The organism is Actinomadura monticuli (genome assembly GCF_041463655.1).
GTDB classification, from domain to species: Bacteria; Actinomycetota; Actinomycetes; order Streptosporangiales; family Streptosporangiaceae; genus Spirillospora; species Spirillospora monticuli.
Genome location: NZ_JAXCEI010000016.1, coordinates 75,256 through 91,886 on the forward strand (window position 1 = coordinate 75,256; position 16,631 = coordinate 91,886).

Annotated in this window: 15 protein-coding genes; 11 read left to right on the forward strand and 4 right to left on the reverse strand. The window is 73.5% G+C overall.

Going from position 1 to position 16,631, the window contains the following annotated elements; all coding sequences use genetic code 11:
- Nucleotide 1: 1 nt before the first annotated feature.
- The 8 genes from SM611_RS29775 to SM611_RS29810 all read left to right on the forward strand — a co-directional run bounded on the left by SM611_RS29775 (nucleotide 2) and on the right by SM611_RS29810 (nucleotide 9,552).
- Nucleotides 2-1,498 (forward strand): acyl-CoA synthetase, encoded by a 1,497-nt coding sequence (locus tag SM611_RS29775; RefSeq protein WP_371953625.1) that lies wholly within the window; start codon nucleotides 2-4, stop codon nucleotides 1,496-1,498.
- The gene (locus tag SM611_RS29780) at nucleotides 1,495-2,289 is read left to right on the forward strand and encodes an IclR family transcriptional regulator (protein ID WP_371953626.1); all 795 of its coding nucleotides are present in this window, start codon (nucleotides 1,495-1,497) and stop codon (nucleotides 2,287-2,289) included. Before SM611_RS29775 ends, SM611_RS29780 begins: the two co-directional genes overlap by 4 nt.
- A gap of 94 nt (nucleotides 2,290-2,383) precedes the next feature.
- Nucleotides 2,384-3,406, forward strand: coding sequence for a Rieske 2Fe-2S domain-containing protein (locus SM611_RS29785; RefSeq protein WP_371953627.1), 1,023 nt, complete (start codon nucleotides 2,384-2,386; stop codon nucleotides 3,404-3,406).
- Nucleotides 3,403-3,579 carry a hypothetical protein gene (locus tag SM611_RS29790; protein ID WP_371953628.1) on the forward strand — a complete coding sequence of 59 codons (177 nt, stop codon included), beginning with the start codon at nucleotides 3,403-3,405 and terminating at the stop codon, nucleotides 3,577-3,579. The genes SM611_RS29785 and SM611_RS29790 overlap by 4 nt, the downstream gene beginning before the upstream one ends.
- 21 nt (nucleotides 3,580-3,600) lie before the next feature.
- On the forward strand, nucleotides 3,601-4,632 hold the full coding sequence (locus SM611_RS29795) for a FecCD family ABC transporter permease (RefSeq protein ID WP_371953629.1): 1,032 nt from the start codon (nucleotides 3,601-3,603) through the stop codon (nucleotides 4,630-4,632).
- Nucleotides 4,629-5,654 (forward strand): FecCD family ABC transporter permease, encoded by a 1,026-nt coding sequence (locus tag SM611_RS29800; RefSeq protein ID WP_371953630.1) that lies wholly within the window; start codon nucleotides 4,629-4,631, stop codon nucleotides 5,652-5,654. Before SM611_RS29795 ends, SM611_RS29800 begins: the two co-directional genes overlap by 4 nt.
- Nucleotides 5,651-6,067, forward strand: coding sequence for an ATP-binding cassette domain-containing protein (locus SM611_RS29805; RefSeq protein WP_371953631.1), 417 nt, complete (start codon nucleotides 5,651-5,653; stop codon nucleotides 6,065-6,067). Before SM611_RS29800 ends, SM611_RS29805 begins: the two co-directional genes overlap by 4 nt.
- Nucleotides 6,068-6,102: 35 nt before the next feature.
- A complete protein-coding gene (locus SM611_RS29810) occupies nucleotides 6,103-9,552 on the forward strand; it encodes a non-ribosomal peptide synthetase (RefSeq protein WP_371953632.1) in 3,450 nt (1,149 codons plus the stop codon).
- Here the strand turns inward: SM611_RS29810 and entS are convergent, their stop codons facing one another.
- Nucleotides 9,553-10,800, reverse strand: a complete 1,248-nt coding sequence (entS, locus tag SM611_RS29815; protein WP_371953633.1) for an enterobactin transporter EntS — start codon at nucleotides 10,798-10,800, stop codon at nucleotides 9,553-9,555. It abuts the gene before it with no gap.
- A 77-nt stretch (nucleotides 10,801-10,877) separates the two neighbouring features.
- On the opposite strand from entS, the gene panD reads away from it, so the two are divergent.
- Nucleotides 10,878-11,285 (forward strand): aspartate 1-decarboxylase, encoded by a 408-nt coding sequence (gene panD, locus SM611_RS29820; RefSeq protein ID WP_371953634.1) that lies wholly within the window; start codon nucleotides 10,878-10,880, stop codon nucleotides 11,283-11,285.
- 2 nt (nucleotides 11,286-11,287) lie between these two features.
- Entirely contained in the window at nucleotides 11,288-12,862 is a 1,575-nt protein-coding gene (locus SM611_RS29825; RefSeq protein ID WP_371953635.1) for a (2,3-dihydroxybenzoyl)adenylate synthase, read from the forward strand.
- A 78-nt stretch (nucleotides 12,863-12,940) separates the two neighbouring features.
- On the opposite strand, the gene SM611_RS29830 is transcribed toward SM611_RS29825, so the two are convergent.
- The 3 genes from SM611_RS29830 to SM611_RS29840 all read right to left on the reverse strand — a co-directional run bounded on the left by SM611_RS29830 (nucleotide 12,941) and on the right by SM611_RS29840 (nucleotide 16,004).
- Complete coding sequence (locus tag SM611_RS29830; RefSeq protein WP_371953636.1) at nucleotides 12,941-14,065, reverse strand: RDD family protein; 1,125 nt, start codon at nucleotides 14,063-14,065, stop codon at nucleotides 12,941-12,943.
- Nucleotides 14,066-14,481: 416 nt separating this feature from the next.
- Nucleotides 14,482-14,928 carry a YbaB/EbfC family nucleoid-associated protein gene (locus SM611_RS29835; RefSeq protein WP_371953637.1) on the reverse strand — a complete coding sequence of 149 codons (447 nt, stop codon included), beginning with the start codon at nucleotides 14,926-14,928 and terminating at the stop codon, nucleotides 14,482-14,484.
- A gap of 17 nt (nucleotides 14,929-14,945) precedes the next feature.
- Nucleotides 14,946-16,004, reverse strand: a complete 1,059-nt coding sequence (locus SM611_RS29840; RefSeq protein WP_371953638.1) for a hypothetical protein — start codon at nucleotides 16,002-16,004, stop codon at nucleotides 14,946-14,948.
- Between the two features lie 65 nt (nucleotides 16,005-16,069).
- Here SM611_RS29840 and SM611_RS29845 point away from each other — a divergent pair, with 65 nt between their 5' ends.
- The gene (locus SM611_RS29845; RefSeq protein WP_371953639.1) at nucleotides 16,070-16,570 is read left to right on the forward strand and encodes a hypothetical protein; all 501 of its coding nucleotides are present in this window, start codon (nucleotides 16,070-16,072) and stop codon (nucleotides 16,568-16,570) included.
- Nucleotides 16,571-16,631: the final 61 nt, after the last annotated feature.

Here is a 16,631-nt window from a genome sequence, read left to right on the forward strand (position 1 = left end):
CATGCGCAACGAAGGACTCGGCTCGTGGCCCGCACGCCGCGCCCGCAAGACCCCGCGGCTCCCCGCCCTCGTCCACGACGGGACGACGCTCACCTACGCCGGCCTGCTCGGCCGCGTCGCGCGCCTCGCCCGCGCGCTGCGCGGCCTCGGGGTGCGGCCCGGGGACCGGGTCGCCTACCTCGGCCCCAACCATCCGTCGTTCCTGGAGTCGCTGTTCGCGACCGGCATGCTGGGCGGGATCTTCGTCCCGCTCAACACCCGGCTCGCCGGGCCGGAGATCGCCTACCAGCTCGACGACTCGGGCGCGTCCGTCCTCGTCCACGCGCCGTCGCACGCGGAACTGGTGGACGGCCTCCCCGGCCCCCGCGAGCGGGTCGCGCTCGGCGGCGGCTACGAGGAGCTGCTGGCCGCCGCGGACGGCGACCCCCTCGACCTGCCCGTCGCCCTCGACGACCCCTGCATGATCATGTACACGTCCGGGACGACGGGCCCGCCCAAGGGCGCGACGCTCACCCACGGCAACATCACCTGGAACGCGGTCAACGTCCTCATCGACCACGACCTGGTCGCGGGGGAGGTCGCGCTCGTGTCGGCGCCGCTGTTCCACACCGCCGGGCTCAACATGCTCACGCTGCCGGTGCTGCTCAAGGGCGGGACGTGCGTGCTCGTCGCCGCGTTCGACCCGGCCGCGACGCTCTCCCTGATCGAGGAGCACCGGGTCACGTTCATGTTCGGGGTGCCGACGATGTTCCAGCGGGTCGCCCGCGAGCCGGGCTGGGCGGGCGCCGACCTGTCGTCGCTGCGCATCCTGACATGCGGCGGCGCCCCGGTCCCGCCGTCCCTCATCGAGACCTACCAGCGGCGGGGACTGACGTTCCTGCAGGGCTACGGCATGACCGAGGCCGCGCCCGGCGCGCTCTTCCTCGACGCCGAGCACGCGGTGTCCAAGGCCGGCTCGGCCGGGGTGCCGCACTTCTTCAGCGACGTCCGCGTCGTCGGGCCGGACATGGCGGACGCGGCGCCCGGCGAGACCGGCGAGATCGTCGTCCAGGGCCCGCACGTCATGCGCGGGTACTGGGGACGGCCCGACGACACCGCCGCCGCGTTCAGCGACGGCTGGTTCCGCAGCGGCGACGCCGCCCGCCTGGACGGGGACGGCTACGCGTTCATCGTCGACCGGATCAAGGACATGATCGTCTCCGGCGGCGAGAACGTGTACCCGGCCGAGGTCGAGCACGCCATCCTCGCCGCCAGTCCCGACGTCGTGGAGTGCGCGGTGATCGGCGTCCCGGACGACACCTGGGGCGAGGTCGGCCGCGCCGTCGTCGTGCCGCGTCCCGGCGCGGACCTGGACCCGGAGAAGGTGCTCGCCGCCCTGTCCGGCAGACTGGCCCGCTACAAGATCCCCAAGTCGGCCGTGCTCGCGGCGGAGATCCCCCGCAACGCGGCGGGGAAGATCCTCAAGGCGCGGCTCCGGGAGGAGTACGGCGGCGCATGACGGCGACCGGCGGCGGGCGGCCCACGGTGACCAGCCGCGTCCTGGACATCCTGGAGGCGTTCTCCGCCGACCGCGCCGCGCTCACCATCACCGAGATCGGCCGCCGCGCCGGCCTGCCGCTGTCCACCGCGCACCGCCTCGTCGGCGAGCTGGCCCGCTGGGGCGCGCTCGAACGCGACGCGGACGGCCGCTACCGCGTCGGGCTGCGGCTGTTCGAGGTCGCCGCGCTCGCGCCGCGCGGCCCCGCCCTGCGCACGGCGGCGATGCCGTTCCTGGAGGACCTGTACGAGGCGACGCACGAGAACGTGCACCTCGCCGTCCTGGACGGCCTCGACGTCGTCTACATCGAGCGGATCTCCGCCCGCGACGCCGTGCACGTCTTCTCCCGCGTCGGGGGCCGGTGGCCCGCCCACGCGACGGGCGTCGGCCTCGCGCTGCTCGCGCACGCCGGCGTCGACGTGCAGGAGCGCGCCATCGCCGCGCCGCTGCGCCGCTTCACCGACCGGACGATCGCCACCGGCGCGGAGCTGCGGCGCGTCCTCGCCGAGGTCCGCCGCACCGGCGTGGCGATCAGCGACGGCCAGGTCGAGACGTTCGCCCTGTCGGTCGGCGCGCCCGTCTACGGGCCGGACGACGCGGTCGCCGCCGCCGTCGCGATCGTCGTCCCGTCCGACGGGTGGGACGCGCGGGCGCTGATCCCCGTCGTCCGCGCCAGCGCGCGCGGCATCTCCCGGGCCCTCGGCGCGCCCCGCGCGCTGCGCTCCCCGGAGACGGCGCGGCACGACCGCTGACGGCGGGTCCTTCCGCTGGACGGAATCGGTGTGGCCCGCGTCACGGCCGCACCGCGATGGTCGGTCGTGACCCCGGCACATGGAGGAGCGACCCATGGTCTTCGCGCGCAACCAGTGGTACGTGGCCGCCTACGGCGGCGAGGTCGGCGACGAGCTGCTCGCCCGGACGATCTGCGGCGAGCCGCTGGTCCTGTACCGGACCACCGCGGGAGAGGCGGTCGCGCTCGCCGACCGCTGCGTGCACCGCCGCTTCCCGCTGTCGGAGAGCAACCGGGACGGCGACCGGATCGTCTGCGGCTACCACGGCTTCACCTACGCGCCCGACGGCGTGTGCGTCGCCGTGCCGGGGCAGTCCCGCGTCCCTCGCACGGCCCGCGTCCCCGCCTACCAGGTCGTCGAGCAGGACTCGCTCGTCTGGGTGTGGATCGGCGACGGTGAGGGCGACCCCGCCGCGATCCCGCGCGCGGCGTGGTTCGACTCGGCGGAGTACACGACGGTGCGCGGCATGGAGCCGCTCGCCGCCCGCTACGAGCTGCTCGTCGACAACCTCCTCGACCTGTCCCACGAGACCTACCTGCACGCCGGCTACATCGGGACGCCCGAAGTGGCGCAGACGCCCATCAACACGGAGGTCGACGAGGAGGCGGGCATCGTCTACGTGAGCCGCCGCATGAAGGACGTGGAGTGCCCGTCCTTCTACTCCGAGTCCACCGGTGTCAAGGGCCGCATCGACCGCTGGCAGGACATCGAGTACCACCCGCCGTGCCTCTACCTCCTGCACAGCCGCATCGCGCCCACCGGCGTGGAACCGTCTCCGGACGGCGACGACTCGTCCGCGTTCCACGTCGAGGTCGGCTACGCCATCACCCCCGAGACCGAGACGACCACGCACGACTTCTGGCTCGTCGCCCGGGACTTCGCCCTGGACGACGCGAAGGTCTCGGCGTTCCTGGCCGAGAGCAACCGCACGGTCGTCCTCCAGGACGTGGAGGCGCTGAACGTCCTGGAGAAGGTCATCGCGTCCGAGCCGGAGGGCTACCAGGAGCTGTCCATCAACATCGACACCGGCGGCCTGGCCGCCCGCCGCATCCTGGCCCGCCAGACGGCCCCCCGATGAGCGCGGGACGCCTGCGGGTCGAGTGGTCACCGGGCTCCGACACCCTCACCGGCATCTGCCACTGCGGCGCCCGGCGCACCGCGCAGGACCCCGCCGAGATCTGGGCCTGGCTCCTCTCCCACCCCGACCACCCCGCCCCCGCCGCCCTTGAAGGGGGAGTTAGCTTAGGCTAGCCTCACTTTGTGTTGTCCCCCGTGCGAACACGGCCGCCGCGCCCCTCGACCAAGGGGGGACGGGCCTCCCACCGGCTCTGGTTCGCGCTGCTGGCGGCGGCGCTGCTCGCCGCCGTCGTGGCGAGCCTCGCGATCGGCGCCGGGAACGTTCCGCTCGGGCGGGTCCTGCCCGGCGTGTTCGCCCCGGACGGCGGGTCCCGGCCCGACCTGATCGTCCATGAGCTGCGGCTGCCGCGCACCCTCCTCGGCATCGCCGTCGGCATGGCGCTCGGCCTCGCCGGCGCGGTCATGCAGGCCCTCACCCGCAACCCGCTCGCCGAGCCCGGGCTGCTCGGCGTGAACGGCGGCGCGGCCCTCGCGGTCGTCCTCGTCCTCGCCGCGGTCCGGGTGGACGACGTGCTCGGCTACGTCTGGGCGGCGTTCGCGGGCGCGGCGGGAGCGGCGGCCCTCGTCTACATGATCGGCGCGCGCGGGCGGGGCGGCGCGTCGCCCGCCCGGCTGGTGCTCGCCGGCGCGGCGCTCAACGCGGTGTTCAGCGCGCTGACGGCCGGCGTCATGCTGCTCACTCCGGGCACGTTCAACGGCTTCCGGTTCTGGCAGGTCGGCTCGCTCGGCGGCCGCGAGACGGCGGTCTTCTGGCGCGTCCTCCCGTTCGTCCTGGCGGGGACGGCCCTGGCGCTGCTGCTCGCCCGCCCGCTGAACGCCCTCGGCATGGGCGACGACGCGGGCCGCGCCCTCGGCTCCAGCCCCGGCCGGACGCGGGCGCTCGGCGCGCTCGCGGTGGTGCTGCTGTGCGGGTCGGCGACGGCGGCGGCCGGGCCGGTCTGGTTCCTCGGGCTGGCCGTCCCGTTCATCGCACGGACGGCCCTGGGCCCCGACCAGCGGCTCGTCCTGCCGTTCTCGCTGCTGCTCGCGCCCGTCCTGCTGCTCGGCGCGGACGTCGTCGGCCGCGTCATCACCCCGGGCGAGCTGGAGACCGGGATCGTCACCGCGTTCCTCGGGGCGCCGCTGTTCGCCGTGATGGTCCGGCGGGGAAGGACGCGCGACCTGTGAGAGTGCTGCGCGCAGGCGGCGTCTCGCTGCGCTGGGAGCCGCGGGCCGCCGCGGTGTGCGGCGTGCTGGCGATCGTGGCGGCCTCCGCCGCCGTCCTCGTCGTCGGCTCGGGGGAGTTCCCGATCTCGCCGCCGGACGTCGTGCGCGCCGTCGCCGGGCAGGGCGACCGCGCCACCGAGTTCATTGTCCAGACGCTGCGGCTGCCGCGCGCCGTCACCGGGCTGCTCGCCGGCCTCGCGCTCGGGCTGAGCGGCGCGATCTTCCAGGGCATCTCGCGCAACCCGCTCGGCAGCCCCGACCTGATCGGCTTCACCACCGGCTCGGCGTCCGGCGCGCTGCTGCAGATCCTCGTGTTCGGCGGCGGCGCCGTCGCGATCACCTGCAGCTCGGTGGCGGGGGCGGTGCTCACCGCCCTCGCCGTCTACCTGGTCGCCTACCGGCGCGGCGGCGGCGTGCACGGCGTCCGGCTGGTGCTGATCGGCGTCGCGGCGGCGGCGATGCTGGAGGCGCTGAACTCCTACCTCATCACCCGCGCGGAGCTGCGGGAGGGCTACGAGGCCGCGTTCTGGCTGACCGGCAGCCTCAGCGGGCGCGACTGGGACCAGGCCGTCCCGCTCGCGATCGCGCTGGCCGTGCTCGTCCCGGCGGCGCTGCTGCTCGCCCGCCCGCTCGGCATGGGGGAGCTGGGCGACGACGCGGCGCAGGCGCTCGGCGTGCCCGTCCAGCGGACCCGCGCTCTGCTCACGGTCGCCGGGGTGGGGCTCGTCGCGGCGGCGACCGCGGCGGCCGGGCCCGTCCCGTTCGTGGCGCTCGCCGCGCCGCAGGTCGCCCGCCGGCTGACCCGGCGCCCCGGCGCGCAGCTGCTGCCCGCCGCGCTGACCGGCGCCGCGCTGCTCGCCTGCGGCGACCTGATCTCGCTCCACCTGCCGGTCGCGGTGCCGGTGGGCGTCGTCACCGGCGTCCTCGGCGGCGTGTACCTGGCCTGGCTGCTGTCCACCACCGGACGGAAGGGCACGACATGACCCGGTTGCGCGCGGAGGACCTCACCCTCGCCTACGAGAAGCGCGTCGTCGCCGAGGGCCTCGGCGTCGAGATACCGGACGGGTCGTTCACCGTCATCGTCGGCCCGAACGCGTGCGGGAAGTCGACGCTGCTGCGCGCCCTCGCCCGGCTGCTGCGCCCCCGCGAGGGGACCGTCTACCTGGACGGCGAGCCGTTGCTGCACGACCTCAACCACGCCTGCCGGTACGCGACCCATCTGATCGCGATGCGCGGCGGCGAGGTGCTCGCCGAGGGCCCGCCCGCCGAGATCGTGACGGCCGGCCTGGTGGAGCGCGTGTTCGGGCTGCCGTGCCGCGTCATCCCGGATCCGGAGACCGAGACGCCGCTGATCGTCCCGGCCGGGCGGCGGACGTTGACGGCGAAAACCCTCTGATTTAGGTTAGCCTTACCTAATTCGAGAGGGGTTCCGTGCTGACCTGGGACGAGCTGCACACCGCCCTGGCCGACGTGCTGGGCGAGCGTGCGGAGGCCGACGACAACCTCATCGGGCTCGGGATGGACTCGATCCGGCTCATGCGGCTGACCGGCCGGCTGCGCCGCCGCGGCATCGAGATCCGCTTCGCCGAGCTGGCCGAGCGCCCGACGCTCGCCGAGTGGTGGGACCTGCTCGCCGAGAAGGGCCAGGTGGAGGCGGCCGACGGGCCGCCCGCTCCCGGACCGCCCCCGCTGGACCCGCCCCCGCTGGACCCGTCGGACATCGAGCCGGACGGCCCGTTCCCCCTCGCGCTGATGCAGCACGCGTACTGGATCGGCCGCGACTCCGGCCAGTCGCTCGGCTCCGTCGCCGCGCACCTGTACGCCGAGCTGGACGGCCGCGCGATCGATCCCGCCCGGTTCGAGGACGCCGTCCGCGGCCTGGCCCGGCGGCACCCCATGCTGCGGGTCGCGGTGTCGGACGACGGCACGCAGCGGATCCTGCCGGAGCGTCCCGAACCGGCCGTGGCCGTCCACGACCTGCGCTCCTCGGACGCCCCCGAGGCCGAGCTTGCGCGGATCCGGGCCGAGATGTCGGAGCAGCGCCTCCCGATCGAGGACGGCCGCGTCTTCGACGCCCGCCTCAGCCTGCTGCCCGGCGGCACCGCCCGCCTCCACCTGGACGTCGACATGGTCGCCGCCGACGCGATGAGCTACCGCGTCATGCTGGCCGACCTCGCCGCGCTGTACGAGGGCGAGACCCTCGCGCCGATCCGCTACGGCTACGCCCGCTACCTCGCCGACGACCCGCGCGCCGCCGCACGGGAGCAGGACCGGCGCTGGTGGGCCGAGCGCCTGGCCGACCTGCCAGGCCCGCCCGAGCCGCTCGTCGTCCCCGAGCCCGGCGACCGCGTCGAGCGCAGGCACCACTGGCTGGCCCCGGACGACAAGGACCGCTTCATCGCCCGCGCGCACGCCGAGGGCGTCACCCCCGCCATGGCCCTCGCGGCGGTGTTCGCCGAGGTCGTCGGCGCCTGGTCGGCGACACCGCGCTTCCTGCTGAACCTGCCGCTGTTCCACCGCGAGCCCGTCCACCCCGACGTGGACGCGGTCGTCGGCGACTTCACCGGCTCGATCATGCTGGAGGCCGACCTCACGGCGGACCTCCCGTTCGTCGAGCGGGCGCGGGCCCTGCAGGCCAACCTGCACACGGCGGGCGCGCACAGCGACTACTCCGGCCTGGAGGTGCTGCGCGACCTGTCCCGGCTGCGCGGCGAGCAGGTCCTCGCCCCGATCGTCTACACGAGCGCGCTGAACCTGGGCGAGCTGTTCGGCGAGCGCGTGCGCGAGCACTTCGGCGAACCGGGGTGGATCATCTCGCAGGGCCCGCAGGTGCTGCTGGACGCGCAGGTGACCGAGGTGTCCGGCGGCCTGCTGCTGAACTGGGACGTGCGCGTCCCCGCGTTCCCGGACGGCGTCGCCGCCGCGATGTTCGACGCCTACACGTCCGCGATCACCCGCCTGGGCGCGGCGGGCGCCGACTGGTCCGAGCCCCTCGGCCTCGCGGCCCCGGCGTCCCACCTCCGCGTCCGGCGCGGGCTGAACGCGACCCCCGCCCCGCCGCCGCGCACGCTCACCGGGGGGTTCTTCGAGCACGCGGCGCGCCGCCCGGACGCCCCGGCCCTGCACTGGGGCGACGGCGGCACCCTGACCTACGGCGAACTGGCCTCCCGCGCCCTGCGCGTCGCGTCCGCGCTCGCGGCCGGCGGCGTGCGGCCGGGCGACCGCGTCTCCATCGAGCTGCCTAAGGGCCCCGCGCAGGTCACCGCCGTCCTCGGCGCGCTCGCGGCAGGCGCCGCCTACGTCCCGATCGGGACCGAGCAGCCGGACGCCCGCCGCGCCAGGATCCGCGCGAACGCCGGCGTCGCCGCGTCCCTGGTCCCCGTAGCGCCCGGTGACCGGCCGGGGGCAGACGGACTCGCGGTGGGCGTCGGCGTCGGAGGCGCGGTGCTCGCCGCCGGGCCCGCCGACGCCGAGCCGATGCCGGAACCGGTGGCCGTCCGTCCCGACCAGGTCGCCTACGTCCTGTTCACGTCGGGGTCGACGGGGGAGCCGAAGGGCGTCGAGGTGTCGCACGGCGCGGCGATGAGCACCATCGGCGACCTCGTCGAGCGGTACGCGATCGGTGGGGACGACATCACCTTCGCCGTCTCCGCGCTCGACTTCGACCTTTCGGTGTTCGACCTGTTCGCGCCCTGGTCGGCGGGCGGCGCGGTCGTCCTGCCCGGCGAGGACGAGCGCCGCGACGCCGCGCGCTGGGCCGAGCTGGTGCGCCGCTGGTCGGCGACCGTCCTGAACTGCGTCCCGTCCGTGCTGGAGATGCTGCTGCGGGCGGGCCGCCCCGAGAGCCTGCGGCTCGTCCTGCTGGGCGGCGACTGGGTCGGCACCCACCTGCCCGCGCTGCTGGCGGAGCGCTCCCCGGGATGCCGGTTCGTGGCGCTGGGCGGGACGACGGAGACCGCGATCCACTCCACGGTGCAGGAGGTCGCGGGCGAGGTCCCGGCCGACTGGCACGCCGTCCCGTACGGGGTGCCGCTGCGCGGCGTCGCATGCCGGGTCGTGGACGAGCTGGGCCGCGACCGGCCCGACTGGGTGACAGGCGAGCTCTGGATCGGCGGCGCCGGGGTCGCCGAGGGCTACGCCGGCGACCCGGAGCGCACCGCCGACCGGTTCGTCGTGCACGAGGGCGTCCGCTGGTACCGGACGGGCGACCTGGCCCGCTACCGCCCGGACGGCACCCTCGAGTTCCTCGGCCGCCGCGACCACCAGGTGAAGGTGCGCGGCTTCCGGATCGAGCTCGGCGAGGTCGAGGCCGCGCTGCGGGACCATCCCGCCGTGGAGCGGGCCGTGGCGCTGCTGGCCGGCGGGCGCCTCGCCGCCCTCCTCGTGGCGTCCGGCGACCTCGACGCGGTGCGCGACCATGCCTGCGGCCTCCTGCCGCCGCACATGGTCCCGGAGCTGCTCGTCCGCGTCGACGAGCTGCCGCTCACCGCGAACGGCAAGGTCGACCGCGAGGCCCTCACCGCGCTGGCCGCGGCCGAGCGGGGCGAGGCGCCCCGTGTCGAGCCGTCGACGCCGCTGGAGAGGGTCCTGGCCCGGATCGTCGCCGAGGTGCTGGGGGAGGAGCGCGTCGGCGCCGACGCCGACTTCTTCGCCCTCGGCGGCGACTCCGTCCTCGCGACCACCGTGATCGCCCGGCTGCGGGACGCGCTCGACACGACCGCGCTGCCCGTCCGCGTGCTGTTCGCGGAGCGGACCGTCGCGCGCGCCTGCCGCCGCTTCACCGAGCTGGAGGAGGCGCCGGGACGCCTGGAGGCCGTCGCCGCCATCTGGCTGGAGGTCGAGGCGATGACGGAGGAGGAGCTGGCCGCCCGCCTCGGCTGATCAGCCCGGTTCGGGCTCCGGGCGCATGGTCGCCGTCCGGAGCCCGGTGAGGGTCAGCGCCAGCGCCAGCGCGAGGACGGCGCTGACCGTCCCGTAGACGACGATGGCGGCGCCCGGCGCGAGGTACCGGCCGAGGGCCCCCGCCCCCAGCGACCCGACGGCGCCGCCGCCCGTCTCCTGCGCCGCCCACAGCGCGTTGACGCGTCCGAGATGCGAGTCGGGCGTATGGGACTGGATCAGCCCGTACCGGAGGATCTCCTCGATCGACTCGACGAACCCGTACACGAACAGGATCGCCACCGCGAGCGCCGGATGGCGGGCCAGGCCGAGGCAGGCGAGCGCCGCGAACCCGGTGACGGACGCGACGAGCAGCGCCAGCCCCGGCGCCCTCGCCGACCCCGCCCAGCCGCTCGTCACCGACGCGAGCACCGCCCCGCACGCGGGCGCGGCGAACAGGAGCCCGACCGTGGTGGCGCCGCCGTCCAGGCTCCGGGTCGCGAACGCGGGCATCAGCACGGGGATGCCGCCCGCGACCATGAACAGCAGCCCGAGGAGCATCAGCGAGCCGACGACCCGATGGGACGCGACGAACCGGAACCCGTCCCCGACGGCCTTCAGCGGGTTCTCCGGCGGCTCGTCGGCGGCGGCGGGCCTGAGCGCCGGGAGGCGGGTCAGCAGCCCGATCGTGCCGACCGTCCCGGCCGCCGCGGCCGCGTAGTTCCAGCCGACGCCGAACGCGGACACGACGAGCCCGCCGAGCGCCGGCGACGCCATCGACCCGAGCCGGACGGTCAGCGCGTTCAGCGCCCCGGCCGCGACCAGCTTGTCCGGCTTCACCAGGGAGGGCGTCGCGGCCAGGAGCGCGGTGACGCTGACGCCGGTCGCCAGGCCGTCCCACGCCGCGAGGACGTACAGGGCGGCGAGCGACGGCGACGGCAGGAAGGCGTTGAGCGCCAGCAGCACGAACCCGACGCCCGCGGCCGCGCGCGCCCGCAGCATGAGCCGCCGCCGGTCGTGCCGGTCGGCGAGGACGCCGCCCCACAGGACCCCGGCGAGAAGCGCGAACCCCTCCGCCGCCGACACCCCGCCGACGTGCACGGTGGAACCGGTGAGGTCGTACACCTGGACGGGCAGCGCGACGGCCAGCATCCCGATCCCGAAGACCGAGACCGTGCGGGCGATGAACACGTCGCGGAACGGCCTGCTGTCGCGCAGCGGACTGATGTCCATGGCCAGTCGCCGGAGCATCCTCGGGGTTCTCCTCTGCCGGGGGAGTAGCTAAGGTAAGCCTAGCCTTAGTTGATCGTGGAGAAGGGGACGCACCGGTGCAGCGGATGCTGATGAACGGAAAAATCCACCGCGCAACCGTCACCCAGGCGGACCTGCACTACGTAGGCTCCCTGACGATCGACGCGGACCTCATGGCCGCGGCCGACATCGTCGAGGGGGAGCAGGTCCACGTCGTCGACATCACCAACGGCTCCCGCCTCGTCACCTACGCCATCACCGGCGAGGCGGGCGGCGGCGTCATCGGGATCAACGGCGCCGCCGCCCGCCAGGTCCAGCCCGGCGACATGGTCATCATCATCACCTACGCGTCCGTGGACGAGTCCGACCGGGACCGGCACGAGCCCCGCGTCGTCCACGTCGACGCCGGCAACCGCATCGTCGCCCTCGGCTCCGACCCGGCCGAGCCGGTCCCCGGCGCCCCAGCCCAGCTGGCCGGGCGGTGACCATGGACGGCTTCACCCCCTGGCCCGCCGGCCTCGAAGCCCGCTACAAGGCCGAGGGCTACTGGAAGGACCGCCTCCTCGGCGACGTCCTGCGCGGCGACCCGTCCAGGACGGCCCTCGTCGCCGGCGACGACCGCCTCACCTACGCCGAACTGGACGCCCGCGCCGCCCGCGCCGCCGCCGGCTGCCTGGCCCTCGGCATCGGCCGCGGCGACCGCGTCGTCGTCCAGCTCCCGAACACGGCCGCCTTCGTCGTCACGTTCCTCGCCCTCGTCCGCATCGGGGCGGCGCCCGTCCTCGCCCTGCCCGCCCACCGCGAGAGCGAGATCCGCTACCTGTGCGAGCTGTCGGAGGCCCGCGCCTACATCTGCGCCGACCGCGACGGCGACTTCGACTACCGCGCCATGGCCCGCACCCTCCCCGTGGACCGGGTGATCGTGGACGGCGACGCCGGGGAGTTCACCCCGCTCGCCTCCGTCGACGCCGACCCCGTCGAGTCCACGCCCCCGTCACCGGCCGACATCGGCGTCTTCCTGCTCTCCGGCGGCACGACCGGCCTGCCGAAGCTGATCCCCCGCACGCACCGCGACTACGTCTACAACCTGGAGGCCAGCGCCGGGGTCTGCGGCTTCACACCCGCCACGGTCTACCTGGTCGTCCTGCCCGCCGCGCACAACTTCGCCCTCGCCTGCCCCGGCATCCTCGGCGTCTTCGCCACCGGCGGCACGGTCGTCCTGTCCCCGTCCGGCTCGCCCGACGAGGCGTTCCCCCTCATCGAACGCGAACGCGCCACGGTCTGCGCGGTGGTCCCGCCGATCGCCCTCCTCTGGCTGGACGCGGTGTCCTGGCAGGAGGAGGACATCTCATCACTCGAACTCCTCCAGGTCGGCGGCGCGAAGTTCGCGGCCGAACGCGCCGCCGAGGTCCCGGGCACCCTCGGCTGCCAGGTCCAGCAGGTCTTCGGCATGGCCGAGGGCCTCCTCAACTACACCCGCCTGGACGACCCGAGCGACCTCGTCGAGCAGACCCAGGGCCGCCCGCTCTCACCCGCCGACGAGATCCGCATCGTCGACGAAGACGGCGAGCAGGTGGCCCCCGGCGACGTCGGCGAACTGCTGACCCGGGGCCCGTACACCCTGCGCGGCTACTACCGCGCCGCCGAGCACAACGCCCGCTCCTTCACCCCGGACGGCTTCTACCGGACCGGCGACCTCGTCCGGCGGCTCCCGTCCGGCCACCTGATCGTCGAAGGCCGCGAGAAGGACCAGATCAACCGGGGAGGCGACAAGGTCTCCGCCGAGGAACTGGAGAACCACCTGCTCGCCCACCCGGCCGTCCACGACGCCGCGGTGGTGGGCGTCCCCGACCCGATGATGGGCGAGCGGACGTGCGCCTTCCTCATCCTCAGGGACGGCGGGAAGGCCCCGGCCCTCGCCGAGATCAAGGAGTTCCTGCGCACCCGCGGCCTGGCCGCCTACAAGTTCCCCGACCGCCTGGAGACCGCCGACGCCTTCCCCCGCACCCCCGTCGGCAAGATCAGCAAGAAGACCCTGGCGGCCCGAGTGGCGCCCTCCTGACCTGGCCCGCCAGGCGAACACGAGCTTTCACCGTCCGAGCGCACCGAGCGCCCTATTCCGGCCCGATCCCCGTCGCCTTCACAGCCAGAGGATGACGTTGAGGGTAGGGACGTGGATGAACCGGAAGGCGTTCTTCGCCTTCCCCGCCGCGTCCGGCTGCGCCGGCGACACGGCGGTGGTCGCGACGACATACCGATCCTCGCTCCCCACCTGCCCGACCTGGGCGCCGCCCGGCGGATCGACGCCACCACCCGGCACGAACCGCAGATCGGTGTGCCGCAACAGCCGCGCGGCGTCGCGCGCCGCGGCCGTGTCGCCGAATCTGAGGACGTGGCTGCTGACCAGCACCCCGCCCGCGGTCCTGAACGCGATCTCGATCCGCCCCTCGCACCCTCTCTGCCGCAGGACACCGCGGGCCCGCTCATTGGTCGCACCGGCGCGGCAGCCGTCCTCATCGTCCAGAACCTCGGCCGCCGTACGCTCGTAGGTCTCGGAACGCCCGCCGAAGGCGTTCGTGAACCGGACGTCATCGTCGTAGAAGGTGTTCACCTCGAACGCCGCACTGCCCTCGGCGGACGATCCGGCGGCCATGAGCGGGATGCCGACCGGCGCCGCCAGAACGGTCACCCCGAGAACCCCCGCAACAGAGCCGATCGCGACGCGCCACCGCAGCTCCCGCCTCTCCCAGCGCCGCACATGGTCGGTACTCGAGGCGACCGAACCGGAAGGCTTGAGCGCCGCCAAACCACCGGCCTCAACGGGTGCGGGCGGCGCCTCCGCCCGGACCACCACCGTCTTGGCCCGGCGGTCGTGCAGGCATTGCCCGAGGCGCTCGTCCTTCCTGTGCGCCCACGGGTCCGTGATCAGCGGGACGGACGATGACGCCCGGGGGAGCGTGTACCGGCGAAAGGACCGCCGCCACCCGGGCGGCCGCGTCCCGTCCTCCACGCACACCACCCGGATCCCGGCGACCCGCTGCCCGAGCGTGCACCCCCACCGCGCGATCGCCCCGACGCGTAGGAGCGCGGGTCCCACCATGGCGAGAAGCGTGACCGGAACGGCCACCCACAGCATCTGCGAGGAAGAAAAGCCCTCGGCCAGAAAGACGAACGCGTAGACAGGTGACACGGCCGCCAGGAGCACCAGCACGGCCACAAGGAAGTCGACGGCCCGAGCCGCGACGCGCTGCCGCGTACTCGCCAAGACTCGAACGCCACGCCCATCCTCGTCCTCTCCGTGCCGAGGGGGAGTCCCAGCCGGGAGATACACAGGAGAACCCATGAGGACACATGCAACCACAGCAACGCGCCGCAAAAGGTCTTCACCGCGAACGCGCACAACCATGCGACGACCTACGATCCCGCCCGGTCGACCGTGCGGAAGCCCGGCGCCGACCAGGAGAATATCCGCGTCGTTTCGTGAGGTCACCAGATTCCGAGTGACGTGACGTTCCACGTTAGGCGGGTGACGGGGCCCGCCTGCAGGGCGAAGGGGTCCATGTCGTTCTTGAAGCGGACGACCAGGCCTCGTACTCCGATGCCGGTTCGTCCTCGACGAGCCAGATCAGGTCCGGCAGGTCGGGCATGTCCATGGGGCGGACGCTACCGGCCCCGGTCCGGTCAGGCGCCGAACATCTTGCGGACGCGTTCGAGCTGCTCGGTGACCTCCTTCATGGGGTCGCCGGACCGGCCGATCCGGTCGGGCAGGTCCTCCAAGCCTTCCGGCATCTGCGGGGTCTCGCCGCGCATCACCTTCTGGAGCATCGGATTGGCGGCCGTGATCGGCTCCATCAGCTGGGAGATCTGCTGCTGGACGTTCTGGGACGCGTTCTGGGCCGCTTCCAGGATCGCCTCGCCGAGGGCTTCGGAGCCCATGCGCATCGCACGCGGGTCGATCGTGATGCCGCGCAGGGCGCCACTCGACTGCACCTCGACGCGTATCTGCCCTTTGGACGCCTCCCCGACGCCGGTGATCTCGCTGATCTGCTCGCGGATCTCCGTCGCTTTGCGGGCCTGCTCCATCGCGCTCGAGATGAAGCGGTCGAGTTCTGGGTTTCCCGTTGACATCTCCGGCTCCTTGGGGCTCAGTCGTTCGGAGGCTTGATATCGAGGCCCTGCCAGTCGACCTTCAGGTCGATGAACGTCGTCTCCGGCCCGCCCACGCCGATCTCCAGCTTCTTGAAGCCCTGCGCGGTCTGCATCGCCGTGCTGAGCACGCCCCACGCCTGCCAGAGGAAGTAGCCGATGGTGACGACGATCCCGCCGGCCACGGTGACCCCGAGCACCGAGCCCAGCATCTCCTTGGCGGCCTCGGCCGCGGGCGCCGCCGGGGTCGCGTCGAAGAGCGTCAGATAGATCAGATAGGCCAGCGCGGCGAACGCGATCGCCGCGGTCATGTCCATCATCGTGTGCAGTGAATTGGTGATCGACTCCATGGTGGTCGCCATCGAGTCGGCATTCGCCTTGGCCTGCCCCGCTTCCGTTCCGAACGCCTTCACCCATTCGTTGAATGCGTGCCTGCTCGCGCTGGCGTTGGACCATTCCTCGTCGCCGAGGATGCTCAGCGAATTGTCCAGGCTGAACTTCTCCAAGTAGTCCGAGGCCTTCTCCCAGGTACCCTTGGCGCGGGCGATCTCGTTGTCGTCGGGTCTGACGAGCCACCAGGCGGTGGCCGCGATCAGGGCGGTGGGGGCGAGGAAGCTGGCCGCGCCGAGCGCGCCGGCCACCGCCATGAAGGCGGCGCCCAGCCCGACGCCCGCGGTGGCCGGCGCGGACTCGACGGCCTCCCGCACCGACACGTCCGTGCCCTGCTTGGGTGCGCTGGTGTCCACGCTGAACTTGCGTGCGGGGTCGATCGTGTTGGCCCGCTCCGCCGCGTCGAACCGGCCCGCCACCTCGAGCATTCCGGCGATCATCTCGTCCAGCTTCTTGGCGCCGTCCTGAAGATTCGTCGCCTGGCTCTGCCGGGCGGAGTCGTAGGCCGACATCGCCGGCATTCCGATGACACCGAAGGCGATCTGCGACATGCTCGTGTGCTGTTCGACGAGTGTCTTCGCGCCGTTGAGATATGTTTTCGGCTCGGTTGCGACGAAGCTCGCCGCACGGTTAATCGCCTGGGCACTGTGCTTTGTCTCTTCACTCATGGCGACAATCTCCTATCTCGCCGATCGGGCGTGCTAGCATCGCGGCGTCATAGAGAGGGTGGGCAATGTCCGAGACAATCGTCTTCCACTCCCGTAAGTCCGGGACACTGCCCGTGGGCGTGGCGGCCGCGCTGTTCTCGCTGGTGATAGGCGCGGGCGGGATCTACGGGGGCCTCACCGAGAGTCCGGGCCTGCTGATCTTGGGTTTGGTGGGGTTGGCGGGGGCCATCGGCATCGGCCGCGGCGTACTTCAGGTCAAGGACGGCTACCGTCTCGCCGTGGATTCCGGCGGCCTGGGGGTGGGAGTCCGCGAATCGACGATCGAGATTCCGTGGTCCGCGGTGGAACGCATCGGATTCGATCCGGGGCGGCATACGATCGCGGTGGAACCGCGGGCCGAATACGGGCGGCCGCGCACCCGGAAGCCCGCCCCGGTGTGGGAGGCGCGGCGCGGCCTGTTCCATCTCTGCCGTGTGGACGCCATGACCGTCGAGCCTGCGCAGATCCTGGACGTCCTGCGCCGGTACGGCGGGGACAAGTGGCATGAGCGGCTGACGACCTCGTGACCCCGGCGGTTCGACGGGTGCCGCCTCGATGCCCGGTTCGGGCGGCCTCATCGCGGGAACG

Bases quoted from the DNA above. Each gene is read 5' to 3' on its own strand.
- SM611_RS29775 (WP_371953625.1), top strand. From the start codon at position 2: ATGCGCAACGAAGGACTCGGCTCGTGGCCCGCACGCCGCGCCCGCAAG.
- SM611_RS29780 (WP_371953626.1), top strand. From the start codon at position 1,495: ATGACGGCGACCGGCGGCGGGCGGCCCACGGTGACCAGCCGCGTCCTG.
- SM611_RS29785 (WP_371953627.1), top strand. From the start codon at position 2,384: ATGGTCTTCGCGCGCAACCAGTGGTACGTGGCCGCCTACGGCGGCGAG.
- SM611_RS29790 (WP_371953628.1), top strand. From the start codon at position 3,403: ATGAGCGCGGGACGCCTGCGGGTCGAGTGGTCACCGGGCTCCGACACC.
- SM611_RS29805 (WP_371953631.1), top strand. From the start codon at position 5,651: ATGACCCGGTTGCGCGCGGAGGACCTCACCCTCGCCTACGAGAAGCGC.
- entS (WP_371953633.1), bottom strand. From the start codon at position 10,800: ATGCTCCGGCGACTGGCCATGGACATCAGTCCGCTGCGCGACAGCAGG.
- SM611_RS29825 (WP_371953635.1), top strand. From the start codon at position 11,288: ATGGACGGCTTCACCCCCTGGCCCGCCGGCCTCGAAGCCCGCTACAAG.
- SM611_RS29835 (WP_371953637.1), bottom strand. From the start codon at position 14,928: ATGTCAACGGGAAACCCAGAACTCGACCGCTTCATCTCGAGCGCGATG.
- SM611_RS29840 (WP_371953638.1), bottom strand. From the start codon at position 16,004: ATGAGTGAAGAGACAAAGCACAGTGCCCAGGCGATTAACCGTGCGGCG.
- SM611_RS29845 (WP_371953639.1), top strand. From the start codon at position 16,070: ATGTCCGAGACAATCGTCTTCCACTCCCGTAAGTCCGGGACACTGCCC.